The organism is Lewinella sp., assembly GCF_050633125.1.
GTDB lineage: Bacteria > Bacteroidota > Bacteroidia > Chitinophagales > Saprospiraceae > Lewinella.
Genome location: NZ_JBOEFX010000022.1, coordinates 46,270 through 59,366, shown reverse-complemented (window position 1 = coordinate 59,366; position 13,097 = coordinate 46,270). Strand labels below are relative to the sequence as shown.

Annotated in this window: 11 protein-coding genes; 9 read left to right on the top strand and 2 right to left on the bottom strand. The window is 42.6% G+C overall.

Features of this window, described 5'->3' with window-relative positions:
* Positions 1 to 143 precede the first annotated feature (143 nt).
* From ACRBG0_RS06835 to ACRBG0_RS06810, 6 genes are all read left to right on the top strand, one after another.
* On the top strand, positions 144 to 734 hold the full coding sequence (locus ACRBG0_RS06835; RefSeq protein ID WP_431486159.1) for a GNAT family N-acetyltransferase: 591 nt from the start codon (positions 144 to 146) through the stop codon (positions 732 to 734).
* Positions 734 to 1,936: an argininosuccinate synthase gene (locus ACRBG0_RS06830; protein WP_431486158.1), complete on the top strand. Its 1,203-nt coding sequence runs from the start codon at positions 734 to 736 to the stop codon at positions 1,934 to 1,936. Before ACRBG0_RS06835 ends, ACRBG0_RS06830 begins: the two co-directional genes overlap by 1 nt.
* 69 nt (positions 1,937 to 2,005) lie before the next feature.
* Positions 2,006 to 2,971: an N-acetyl-gamma-glutamyl-phosphate reductase gene (gene argC / locus ACRBG0_RS06825; protein ID WP_431486157.1), complete on the top strand. Its 966-nt coding sequence runs from the start codon at positions 2,006 to 2,008 to the stop codon at positions 2,969 to 2,971.
* A gap of 48 nt (positions 2,972 to 3,019) precedes the next feature.
* A complete protein-coding gene (locus ACRBG0_RS06820) occupies positions 3,020 to 4,147 on the top strand; it encodes an aspartate aminotransferase family protein (protein WP_431486156.1) in 1,128 nt (375 codons plus the stop codon).
* Positions 4,148 to 4,271: 124 nt separating this feature from the next.
* Entirely contained in the window at positions 4,272 to 4,898 is a 627-nt protein-coding gene (locus tag ACRBG0_RS06815) for a hypothetical protein (RefSeq protein WP_431486155.1), read from the top strand.
* Positions 4,899 to 4,946: 48 nt separating this feature from the next.
* Entirely contained in the window at positions 4,947 to 5,399 is a 453-nt protein-coding gene (locus ACRBG0_RS06810; protein WP_431486154.1) for a GNAT family N-acetyltransferase, read from the top strand.
* A gap of 9 nt (positions 5,400 to 5,408) precedes the next feature.
* Here the strand turns inward: ACRBG0_RS06810 and ACRBG0_RS06805 are convergent, their stop codons facing one another.
* Complete coding sequence (locus ACRBG0_RS06805) at positions 5,409 to 6,530, bottom strand: SO2930 family diheme c-type cytochrome (RefSeq protein WP_431486153.1); 1,122 nt, start codon at positions 6,528 to 6,530, stop codon at positions 5,409 to 5,411.
* A gap of 56 nt (positions 6,531 to 6,586) precedes the next feature.
* Positions 6,587 to 7,900 carry a parallel beta-helix domain-containing protein gene (locus ACRBG0_RS06800; RefSeq protein WP_431486152.1) on the bottom strand — a complete coding sequence of 438 codons (1,314 nt, stop codon included), beginning with the start codon at positions 7,898 to 7,900 and terminating at the stop codon, positions 6,587 to 6,589.
* A 291-nt stretch (positions 7,901 to 8,191) separates the two neighbouring features.
* Between ACRBG0_RS06800 and ACRBG0_RS06795 the strand changes: the two genes are divergently transcribed.
* The 3 genes from ACRBG0_RS06795 to ACRBG0_RS06785 all read left to right on the top strand — a co-directional run bounded on the left by ACRBG0_RS06795 (position 8,192) and on the right by ACRBG0_RS06785 (position 12,710).
* Positions 8,192 to 8,962 (top strand): SDR family NAD(P)-dependent oxidoreductase, encoded by a 771-nt coding sequence (locus ACRBG0_RS06795; RefSeq protein ID WP_431486151.1) that lies wholly within the window; start codon positions 8,192 to 8,194, stop codon positions 8,960 to 8,962.
* Positions 8,963 to 9,013: 51 nt separating this feature from the next.
* Positions 9,014 to 10,228, top strand: coding sequence for a 6-phosphofructokinase (locus ACRBG0_RS06790; protein WP_431486150.1), 1,215 nt, complete (start codon positions 9,014 to 9,016; stop codon positions 10,226 to 10,228).
* A gap of 136 nt (positions 10,229 to 10,364) precedes the next feature.
* Positions 10,365 to 12,710 (top strand): CotH kinase family protein, encoded by a 2,346-nt coding sequence (locus tag ACRBG0_RS06785; RefSeq protein ID WP_431486149.1) that lies wholly within the window; start codon positions 10,365 to 10,367, stop codon positions 12,708 to 12,710.
* Positions 12,711 to 13,097 lie beyond the last annotated feature (387 nt).

Genomic DNA, 13,097 nt, shown 5'->3' with positions numbered 1-13,097 from the left:
GTCATATTATCCCACCGGGTGGGCTTTTAGTAAAGTCTTCCTTCCCTCATTTCGAGCAGTTTTCCTGTTACAGAACCAGAGCTAGTCTGGACACCCCCTTTTAACGTAGGGTGTTCTCTTACTTACTTATCAAGTTATTTTCAATGGAAATTATTATTCGGGTGGCTGATGCCAACGATTTCCACTACGCCCCGGCTATTTGTGAATTGATCAAAGAATCGGCAAAAGTGCGAGGCACGGGAATTGCCGAGCGTAAGCCGGAGTATGTGTGTACCAAATTTGAGAATGGTAACGCAGTTATTGCCCTTTGTGATGGCCAACTGGCGGGCTTTTGTTACATCGAAGTATGGAGCCACGACCGATATGTTGCCAATTCTGGCCTCATTGTAGCACCGGAATTTAGGCGATTAGGGCTGGCTCGAAAGATCAAGGAGCGAGTCTTTCAACTTTCGCGTGAAAAATACCCATCTGCTCATGTTTTCGGGATCACCACGAGCCTTGCTGTCATGCGGATTAATTCTCGCTTGGGGTACGAGCCAGTAACCTTCTCGGAACTCACCCAGGATGAGGCTTTTTGGAATGGGTGTCAATCGTGTCCTAACTTCGATATCCTTGAACGGAATGAACGCCGGATGTGCCTGTGTACAGCCATGTTGGCACCGGCATTGGAAGAAACCACAACCCTGGCTACCGATCTCAGTAATCTTATTTTACCCAATCAACCATCAGAATAATGACAACGCCCAAAAAAATAGTATTGGCCTATAGCGGAGGCCTTGATACCTCTTATTGTATAAAATACCTGACCAAAGAACATGGTTATGATGTACATGCCTTGACTGTAGATACAGGAGGATTTTCTCCTGTGGAATTACAAGAAATGGAAGAGCGGGCCTTTACATTAGGCGCCACTTCCTACCAGGCAGTAAATGTGACCGAAGCGCTTTACGAGGAGTGTTTGCGATTCTTGGTGTATGGAAATTCCCTGCGATACCAAACCTATCCACTTTCTGTAAGTGCTGAACGGATGTTTCAAGCCTTGGAAGTCGCTAAGTATGCCAACCTGATTGGCGCTGATGCTATTGCACATGGAAGTACCGGCGCCGGAAACGACCAGGTTCGTTTCGACCTTACGTTTCAATTGTTGGCACCAGGGGTAGAGATTATCACCCCTATTCGCGACCAGCAATTAAGTAGAGAAGCAGAAGTAGCTTACTTGGCAAGGCATGGTGTTTCATGGCCGGATAAGAAAGGTAAATACAGTATCAATCAGGGCATCTGGGGTACTTCGGTAGGAGGACAGGAAACACTGACTTCGCACCAGAATTTACCCGAAGAAGCGTGGCCAGTACCGGTAACGGTCACCGAAGCACGAACCTTGAAGCTTCATTTTGAAGAAGGTCAGTTTGTTGGTTTTGATGGCGAGCGTTTCGATCACTCAGTAGCAGCGGTGCAGGCCTTGGAAGCAGTTGCAGCGCCTTATGGAATTGGGCGGGACGTTCACGTAGGAGATACGATTATTGGGATCAAAGGGCGGGTAGGTTTTGCTGCAGCTGCTCCGATGCTGATTATAAAGGGACACCACTTATTGGAAAAGCACACCCTTGCCAAATGGCAGCTGTATTGGAAAGAACAATTAGGCAACTGGTACGGGATGATGGTACACGAAGGCCAGTTTCTGGACCCCGTTATGCGGAACATGGAAGCTTTCTTGGAGGACAGCCAGAAGACGGTGAGTGGAGATGTGTTTGTAACATTGCATCCTTATCGCTTTGTATTGGATGGTGTTGATTCTCCGTACGATATGCTAGGTGCTGGTTTTGGCCAATATGGCGAAATGAACACCGGCTGGAGTGGTAGCGATGTGAAAGGCTTTACCCGTATTCTGGCCCTTTCGGGGCAAGTGCAGGCAGCAGCCAAAGGAAGCTCGAAATAGACGCTCCATAACGACAGGTTTTGGCAAAGCCATATCTATAGCATATACCCGTTAGAGAAAAAGCAAACCATGACAAAGAAACATACCGTAGGTATTATCGGTGGTGCCGGATACACCGCCGGAGAATTGATTCGAATTTTACGTTGCCACCCGGCGGTGGAACTCCGTTTTGTTCATAGCAATAGCCAGGCAGGTAAGCCTGTGAGTAGTATTCATCAGGATTTGGCTGGTGACTTCTTTATGGACTTTACCTCTGAGGTAGACCCAAAGGTCGATGTGGTTTTTTTATGTAGTGGCCACGGGAAATCTCGCGGTTGGCTTGCTGAAAATGAGGTGCCAGCAGAAACGCTGGTCGTAGACTTGAGCGCAGATTTTCGGTTAACGGATGATTTCGTTTACGGTTTGCCGGAAATGAACAGAGCCGCTATAAAGGCCAGCAAGCGTATTGCTAACCCGGGCTGTTTTGCTACAGCAATTCAGTTGGGCCTACTGCCTTTGGCGGCGGCAGGAAAACTGCAAGATGAAGTGCATATTCATGCCATTACAGGATCTACCGGTGCGGGCCAACAACCGCAACAGACAACACATTTTAGCTGGCGCAATAACAATCTTTCGGTATACAAACCTTTCCAGCATCAGCACTTGGCAGAGATTGGCCGTAGTTTGAGTTTATTGCAAGGAGAAGTAGTGTCAGACTTGGCATTTTTACCTCTGCGAGGAGATTTCGCTCGTGGCATATTTGCCACTTTGTACCTTGATACGGAGCTTTCAGAAAAAGAACTTCAGGCTTTGTTTAGTGACTATTATGGCGAACACGTTTTTACGCATGTAGTTGCCGAAAACCCTCACCTGAAGCAGGTGGTAAATACCAATAAATGCCTGGTGCAGGTAACCAAACACGGTGATCGTGCCCTAATCATAAGCGTGATTGATAATTTGTTGAAAGGCGCTTCCGGGCAGGCCGTACAGAACATGAATTTGGCCCTTGGGCTAGAGGAAACTACGGGGTTGCAGTTGAAGGCCATGGTTTTTTAGTATTCATTATAAATTTGCTCAATTTGCTTTGTGCGCAATAAATAGGACATGAACCTCTTCGATGTATATCCCCTTTTTGACCTAGAGCCCGTAAGGGCGGAAGGCTGTTATGTTTATGATCAAAATGATCGTAAGTTTCTGGATTTCTATGGTGGTCATGCTGTCATTTCTATAGGGCATAGTCACCCTCATTATGTGCGCCGCTTGCAGGAGCAGGTGGCGAAAATCGGTTTCTACTCTAATTCGGTGCAGAACCCTTTGCAGGTGGCGTTGTCACAAAAGCTGGGCGAGCTATCTGGCTGCGACGATTACCAGCTTTTTTTGTGCAACAGTGGTGCTGAAGCCAATGAGAATGCCCTGAAGGTAGCAAGTTTTGCGACAGATAGGAAGCGTATCGTAGTCTTTGAAAAGGCATTTCACGGTCGTACATCAGCAGCGGTGAATATCACAGATAATGACAAAATAAAGGCACCTATCAATACGACTTTTCCGGTAACGTTTTTGCCCCTCAATGATACGGCAGCGGTAGAAAGAGAATTGAAGAAAGAGGATGTCGCCGCGGTAGTGGTAGAGGGCATCCAGGGCATTGCTGGCATTTATGTGCCATCGCCGGCTTTTCTGGAGGGAGTAGCAGCGCTATGCAAAAAGCATGGTGCCTGTTTGATTATGGACGAAATCCAGTCGGGCTTTGGTCGGAGCGGCAATTTCTTCGCTTTCCAGCGCGCGAATATCCAACCGGATCTGATCACTGTCGCTAAAGGAATGGGTAATGGCTTTCCGGTGGGAGGGGTGTTAATCCACCCCCGTTTTGAGGCTAGCTATGGCTTGTTGGGAACGACTTTTGGGGGCAATCACTTGGCCTGTGTAGCTACCTTGGCGGTATTGGAAGTGATGGAGCAGGAAGGGTTACAGGAGAACGCGCGGAAAGTTGGCGCTTATCTTAAAGCGCAGTTGGAACAACTACCTGGCATCAAAGAAGTACGAGGAGAAGGCCTGATGCTAGGTTTGCAGCTTGCTGAACCAGCGGGACCATTGCGCAAGCAATTACTCTTTGAGCATGGTGTGTTTACGGGGTCTGCTGCGCAAGCTGACACCATCCGGCTGTTGCCGCCGCTTAATATTGGAAAGGGGGAGGTGGATGTGCTAATGGAGAAGTTAAGGTTGATCTTGGTTTAGTTATAGATAGTTATCTTTTGGGTACTTTTCTAGTTGATACGTTTGTCTTGCAAAGGATTAAATTGAAATCCTTTTGATAAGATAATTTGTTCACAAATCTTAAAAACAAAAAAAAATACAGACTGTGAGAACTAAATTAGTAGTACTTGTCGCAATCATTTTCGGCGGTTGTTACCATCTACATGCCGACTCTCCACTGACTTCTACTTATATGAGTGAAAGCTATGAAGATGTACCAATAGTCATATTGGCATTCCAAGCTGAGGGCAAATTGACGGATGAGTTAATGGATTATATTGTTGACCCTGAAAATCTTATAGACATTAGAATTGCCATTATAAATGCATTATCATGGAGCCATGAAGGAATTGAAAATGCAGAAATTTTCCTGGCGTACTTGGAAGGAATTGAAATGTTTACTGATTATGATGACTTTACAAGTAACGCTCCCTGGGACTTATTAATTTGCATGGCTTATTTAGATGCATTAGACGATTATTTTAACGTTAGGAGTGCAATGTCTTTGGCAAGAAAGGCTAGGTCAAAAAATAGCAATAGCTATACAGTTAGTATTATATGTGCGCTTATTGAAGCACAAATAGCTATGCATAGTGGTATGCATAATTGGTGTGAAGCATATAATTTGACTGATCAAGTACGAAATAATTTATCTCTTAAACAAGATATGAGAGAAGGGGCTGTAAATAACATTTTTGAATATATGGATGTGTATGAATCTTATTGTGAATAATTCCGTTTTACGGCTTCTTTGAGGCCTCGCCTTGTTAGAACAAAAAAAATGTATATTGAAATGGATGGGATCAATATAGTGAATCGTGAATTGACAGCTGGTGAAGTTGAGAGAATGGATTCAGGGTTTGAAGAACTTTCACTTGAGGAAGGTGTAGAAATAGAGCATTCAGATAGGTTCAGCTATGTAGCATTAAAGGGAAACACTTTTATAGGATGTTCATCTGGTTTAGCCTATAAAAATGGTGGAAACTATTCAGGTTGGTTTTTTCTGACCGATTTGTTTGTTGAGAAGGAATATCGTTCTAAGGGGCTTGGAGGAAAATTATTGCAAAACATAGAAGAACAAGCGATAAGAGTAGGAGTGAAGCATATTTGGCTATGGACCTCAGGTGATAAAGCACTTCGGTTTTATGAAAGGCACGATTATAAAACGTTTGCGGAAATGGAAAACTGGTATTCCGATGGAAGCAGCCGAATTGGGTTAAGAAAAAAATTATGAAAGAATAGATTACATTTTACTTATCCATTCTTTGATTAACGCTACCCCCTCTTCGTGTACTAATTTTCTTCCTACTTCTGGCATCATTTCACCTGGGTTATCACTTTCCATTCGATACACCATTATCGAATTTTCAGGTTCTCCTTTTACGATGTCGTAGGGCCTGCCTCCTGTACCTTTACCTGCGGCAATGGGGTGCTTGTCGATGCCCAAATGAAATTCATTGGTCTCAAATTCAGTTAAATGAAGGGCAGAAGTGTTCCCCGGGCCTCCTTCACTATGACAATGTGCACAGTTCATGTCCAAATAAGCCAAGGCTCTTCCTTGTAAACTGCCTGTAGCAGGCTCGTCCCAAACTGGTGATTTCCTAACGGTTGCTATATCAGGTAATTCTTTTAGCAAGCCCAAATCAGCATAATGAGTGAGTTGATTTTTGGTGCCAACTGTAAAAGCAAAATCTCGATTGAGCTGCCTTGCCTTTGGACCAATAGGGGTAAGCTTATGATCATTTACATGACAACTTTTACAAAGCACCTGAGAGGGGACACTATACGCCACCTCCATTCTTTTGCCTTGTTCATTGATCCATACTATGTCTTTAGTAGCCCCTTCAATGGTGAGGTATGCCTCTGTTTGCTCATCGTTCCAAACGTAAGAGGGTAAAGTCTTCCAACCATCACTTTCTCTGAGTAGGATTCGCGTTTCTAGAATACGCCTTCCTGCCTCCAGTTTTGTTTGATCATTGTGATAATAGAAGTTTTTGATGATATAGGTACCTACGGGAAAATCCAAAACTTCTTTTTCTCGATAAGTAATCGTCTCTCCTTGTGGCAATTTGAAGAATCGCAATTTTTGTGCATAATCAGTAAACAAAGGCGTATTCAATTCATAAGGAATTACACCCTCAGCAGGTGCCAAGTCCTTAAGCGTTCCAACAAAGAAGCCATACTCAGATAATTTTTCCTTTCCTATTTCAGCTGTTTTACCTACAGACTGCTGCTGCATCATTTTTCTTGCCGCATCTATATCCGTTGTGCTGCCTTCCGTCTTTGGATCTACTGGCGTACAGCTAAATATGCACTTCAGTAAAGCAAGAATGAATGCAAAATATATGAATGATGATTTATTCATCTTGAATGCTTCGTTTTGGTAGGGCAGCAGCGTAACTAAACTACTTAGTGCCGGGTTTAATCTGCCGAACATTTGGTCATTAATTCTTTAAATTCGATGTTTTTAGAGTCGTTCATGATATCTAAGTTCACAACTATAAAATCATTATTGCCATCTATGCATACGGTACTACCGTCTGGATTATCTACACCGTCATACCACAGATGGGCATTTTTACCCCATGTAGCTAAGGTGAACAAAGCACCTCCTGTGGTCTGAAGTTTTTTTCTGAAACTTCCAAATGACCATTTGTTATTTCTAAAAGAAATATCAACGTTGTATGGGTTGTAATTTTCATCAGCAGACCATTTAGCGTTGATGACATCCTCTCTCAGACTCGCCTCTTCTTCGGCGCTTACCTCATTTCTTGCTCTTTCACTTGCTGCTACAGGGGCATATTCTTTATCTTTTGCCATGTAGTTGGTCCCTACAAAGCTAAACATCACTATCGGGAATGGATTGTCAACAATCTCATTATCATATACACTCACATTTTTTGCTGCCCAAAGCGTTATCCCTGTTCCAGCAACGGTAGAAGCCGCTACATTACCAGCTGGGGCAAAGTTGTAAAGCGTATTTTCATAAATCTGGTTATCATGAATACGAATATCATCCATGTACCTTGTCAATCCTGGAATGTCCAGTGCGGTTATGCCTGAGGTGTTATTAAAACATTTGTTATTGTAAATATCAACGTTGCCAGAATTTTCGACATTAATACCACAGACATTTTCTGTCGTAATGTTATTTCGGATAACTACATCTTGAGATTGCCCCACATACAAGCCAGAGTCTGAGCCCCTCAACGCTTCACAGTTTTCAATCAAGACATTTTTACAAATTACAGGGTACAATCCATAAGCACCCAATGTTGTATTTGGGACATCAGTCCACTCTGTCTTGAGGTTTCGGAATATAATCGTATCGATATAGATGGCTTTGATATTATCACCTATGGCATCTTGAACAGTAAAATCTTCTAAGGTGATATTATGCCCATTGGCAACTCTAATTCCTTCTGCTCCTTCGGTCTGTCCTCTAAAAGAAAGTACCGTTTTATCCATCCCTGCTCCTTTAATGGTGATGTTGTTTTTACCATCAAGAATAAGTGCTTTGGAAAATTTGAAGTGCCCGGCAGGTAATTCTATTGTTTCTCCATCTTGAGCCAATTGAAATAGTTTCTGGAAATCAGCTTCCAGGTCAACATATTCATCTAAAGGTTTTTGTGGTCTGTTTTCATATACTTGGTAGTCGGAGACAAACCACCAAATTAGTCCAGCAACTAAAAATATTGCTAATGTGATCCCTGTATTTTTTAGAAACTTTTTCATGGCTATTTTTTTATTATGACAATAATATGAATAACTGACCTTTCCTCCAATTGATAATATTCAAATAAAAGCTAAGCTCATTCACCGCTCTATTGAAAACATAGTCTTGTATATTCACCATTCAGGTGCAACATTTGAGAAGGAGCAGTTGATAAAAGAGAATGCAAAAATGTTGTATGGTTATTTGCTGTTGGATGAGGATTAAGAAAACACGGTTTGGATTTTCGCCAATCTTTATTGCTGTGGTTTCTATATTTGCATTAAATAATTGGAAAAAATAGTAGAAGTATCATGGATAACAATAATAAATTAACAGGAAAGAACGTCCTCGTCACCGCTGGCGCTCAAGGTATAGGTGAAGCAATTACCAGGCATTTTATTGATAGCGGAGCCAATGTTGCGATCCATTATTTTTCCAGTGCTGATACGGCGAACCAATTGACGGAATACGCAACTAGTAAAGGGCAAAAAGCGGTTGCTATAGGTGGTGACTTAACGAAAGAAGCCGATGCGAATGCAATGGTCGAAAAAACAGTAGAAGCGCTTGGCGGTTTGGATATACTGATCAATAACGCAGGTTCGCTTGTTGCGCGCAACCTGCTGAGTGACATGGAGACGGAGTTTTGGCATAAGGTAATGGACATCAATCTCACCTCCATGATGCTTGTGACGCGAGCAGCAGCTCCTCATTTGGCAAAAAACGACAGCAGCAGTATTGTTAATTTGGCGTCACTTGCCGGGCGTAAAGGCGGCCACCCAGGGTCACTCGCTTACGCTACCAGTAAAGGCGCTATCCTAACGTTTACACGAGCGCTCTCAACAGAATTTGGGCCTCAAGGCACAAGGGTCAATGCTGTGGCTCCGGGGCTTATCCTTGGAACTTCCTTTCATAATACGCATACGACAAAAGAATCGGCGGCTGCAACAACGGCTGGCATTCCAATCCAGCGAGCAGGAAATGCAGATGACGTAGCGCGAGCGGTTTTGTACCTTGCGTCGGAATACGACGGCTTCATTACCGGTGCTACGCTCGATATCAATGGTGGCGTCTACAATATGTAGTTTGTCGTAAAGCGTATGTAGTTGAGCACTAAACCACGAAATCTGATAAGAATGAAAAAATCAATTGCTATTATATGTGCTGGTGGCCCAGCGCCGGGTATCAATACGGTCGTTAGTACGGTAGCCAAGGTTTTCTTGAAAGATGGTTACAGGGTGCTTGGCGTACATCATGGCTACAAAGGTCTTTTCTCGGATGAAGTACCAGTCAAAGAGTTTAATTTTAGCCATGCAGATAGAATTTTCAGTCGTGGTGGCTCTACACTCATTATGAGTCGCTTCAAGCCAAAGGATACGGACTTTAGGACGGCTTTCTTTGAGAAAGAAAATGTGAAGCTATTGGTCACTATCGGGGGAGATGACACGGCTTCGACTGCAAATAGAATTACTAAATTTCTGGAAGAAAAAGGCTTGGATATTGCTAATATTCATGTGCCTAAAACAATAGACAACGATTTGCCGCTACCAGGGCGCAATCCTACATTCGGCTTCCATTCTGCCAAAGATGAAGGAGTAAAGATCGGGAATACCCTTTATGAAGACGCGCGAACTACTGGGATGTGGTACATCATGTCTTCCATGGGGAGGTCTGCCGGGCATTTGGCGTTTGGGATTGGTACAGCCTGCCATTTTCCGATGATTATCATTCCAGAGATGTTTGATAAATCAACGCCAACAATAGAAAAGATCATTAATTTAATGGTTTCAACCATTGTTAAAAGGCGGATTCAAGGTATTCATTATGGTGTAATTATTATCAGCGAAGGTGTTTTTCATGCAATTACAGAAGAGGAAATATTGAATGCTGGTATCCGATTTACCTTCGATGCACATGGCCATCCGGAATTGGGAAATATCAGTAAAGCAAGTTTTTTCAATGTCTTATTACAAGAAAAATTGAAAGCGTTAGATCTCAATATCAAGACTCGCCCAAATGATGTAGGGTACGAACTGAGGTGTTGTCGCCCGATTGGTTTTGACCTTACACTTTGCTCTCTCTTGGGTATAGGCGTTCAAAAACTCTACCAGACAGGCATTAGCGGTTGTATTGTGAGTGCAGATGCAGAGGGCAATATTTCTCCTGTTTATCTATCTGACCACGAGGATGAAAATGGAAAAGTGAAACCCCGTTTGGTGAATATGGAATCTGAGATTTCACGATTGTTTTTCAAAAGTTTAGACTATATCACGGCAAAAGATTATTCAAGAGCGGCAGATTTATTGGATGAACCTGCTGCTTACGATTTCCATAAAATATTAAATTGGTGACGAAATGCACTTTGTTTTAAATTAGTCATACAGTTTGCAATTGGTCGTTAAAAGTAAACGACCTCATATAGGATTTTTCAAGAGATAGTTTTTGTTAAATAGGGTTACGCGCTATTTATGAAAAAACTAAAACCCAATGAAAAATTCTACACTATTATTCCTGTTTTTTGGATTAGTCTATTTAATGCCTTTCTCTTCCGCCACGGCACAAATTGTCATTAACGAATTCATGTCTTCTAACAACGAGACGCTTTTCGATGAAGATGGAGATTCGAGTGATTGGTTGGAAATTTTTAACACCAGTGGCGAGTCTGTTTCTTTGGCGGGGTATTATTTAAGTGACGATATTGAAGACTTACATAAATGGCCGTTTCCCGCCTTCGTTTTATCCCCTGAAAGCTACTTGATTATCTATTGTTCGAGCAAAAATCGATCGGATATTGATATGCCCTTGCACACTAATTTCAACCTCAATGCCGAAGGCGAAGATGTTCTTTTGGTGAAAGACGATGAGATTATTCAACATATTCTCCCCGTCGATTTGGAGGAAGATATTGCCTTTGCTGCCTTCCCCGACGAAAACCATACCTTCTTAAGTACAGCGATTGCCAGCCCTGGTCGCGCTAATTTACTAGACCTGGAAGTAGGTTTTTCACACGAGGCTGGATTTTATGAAAATGTGATTGCGCTATCGCTAAATTTTAGCAAGCCCGCTTTAGGGGACGTGGAAATCCGATATACCCTTATGGGGGATGAACCTAGCAGCACGGATGCCTTGTTTACAAACAGCATTTTAATTGATAATAGATCACAGGAAGAAAATCTGCTAGCTGATATTCCCTGCACGCCAGATTTTGCTGACTGGGATGGTGAAAATCACTACCCGGCATGGGCTCCGCCAGAGGAAAAGATAGCAAAAGGAAGGGTCATCAGAGCAGCAGCCTTCCTGGCAGGGCAAAGGATCAGTAGGATAGCTACCCGTACTTATTTCGTTTTTCCTGAAGGCAGGGAAAGGTATGATTTTCCAGTGGTTTCAATCTCTTGTCCTGTTGACAGCCTTTTTTCTTTTGAAAGAGGGATTTATGTACCTGGAGCCGCTTTAGAAGCCGATAACCTTGTATGGTCAGGCAATTATTTTAATACGGGGTCAGACTGGGAAAGAAGGTCAAACTTCGAATATTTTGATGATGGTGAAGCAGTCGTTAATCAAACAATAGGACTAAGAATTCATGGTGGTAAAACCAGAGGTGCTGCTCAAAAGACAATGCGCTTATACGCCCGTTCAAGTTATGGTGAAAAGAGGTTGGATTACCCCTTTTTTAGCAATAAAGAGCAATCTAGTTATAAGCGATTATTACTTCGTACCACAATGGGGGCATGGACCAATACCATTTTAGCAGATGCCTTTGCTCATCAGGCGGCACGGGATTTAAACCTTGATATACAGGAGTATCAACCCGTTATCGTTTTTATTAATGGAGAATACTGGGGGGTACATGAACTCAGGGAGCACTTTGACCAGCATAAACTTGCTGATGATTATGGATTGGATAAAGATGCTATCAATATATACAGCTCCTATGGTGAAGTTCTTGAAGGGGAGGCAGACACAGAATTTATATACTTAAGGGATCAATACCTCGTGCAGAACGACATCACTGACCCTCAGGTGTATGACTATATTAAAGAGCGGTTTGATATTGATCATCTTATCGACTATTTCTTTACGGAGATTTTTTTCAACAACCCTGATTGGCCTGGCAATAATTCAAAAATGTGGCGTTCAGATAGCTATGATAATAAGTTCCGTTGGTTGTTCTATGATCTAGATGGAGGGATGGGGGAAAATCAAATTGATGACACTTTGCTGGCCGAGTTATTAGGGGGTGAAAGCGCTGGTGGAGAAGACAACTGGACAAATGCTTTGATCAGCACCTTGATGAAAAACGAAACCTTTAAAGAACAGTTTATCAGTCGCGCAAAATACCTATTGCAGGAAACATTCAGTCCTGAAAGCTTATATCCTTTGGTACAGCAAATGACCGCCGAATACGCAGGAGAAATGGACGAGCATTTCGGAAGATGGCGCAATTGGCAATCAACAGCGATTTGGCAAAATAATGTCTCTACAGATATTACTAAATTTGTTTTTTTGCGGGCTTGTGAAATGGAGGCACAAATGGTTGATTATTTTGGTATCGAGCCTTTCTTGGAGTGCGATAATGAACAGCTCTCAGATGCGCACATTTATCCCAACCCGAGTGGTGGAATAATCAATATTGTTCTGGATATAGACAGAGAGGGACTGTATTTCTGCCTAGTACACAATCAACTTGGGCAACTCATAAGGCACCAGAATATAGTACTCTCTTCCTTTGGAGGTTCATTGGATTTATCGAGCTTACCAGCAGGGGGGTACTATTTATCTATATTCGATGGCCGTATGGAAAAAATCACTACTAAACAGGTCGTTATACATTGATGGTAAATAGAAAAGATAAAAGGCTGCGAATAATGTCTATGTTCCTTATTTAGTCGCCGGGGGGCACGAACCGTTCGCTACTATTGAAACACTGACCTTCTTTTTGCATAGTAATCTAGAGAAAAAATGCTGTAGACTGACCATAAAAAAGCAACAGGCGCTTAGCTGTACTTTTGGCTAAAGCCCAATTTAGACGATCTCACAGCAACAGATTGTTCAAAAGTCGCAGACTTATTGGGCGAACCTGAGTATTGCAAATTTTATGAAATTCAATTGGCCAAATCATTGGTGATTTCCCCCCCCACCTCCCTCTTTTTCCGAAGTATAGCTGACAGTTCTCTTGCTACATACTGTAGTTTGACGGAGATAAGCTTATTTTGTGGACAC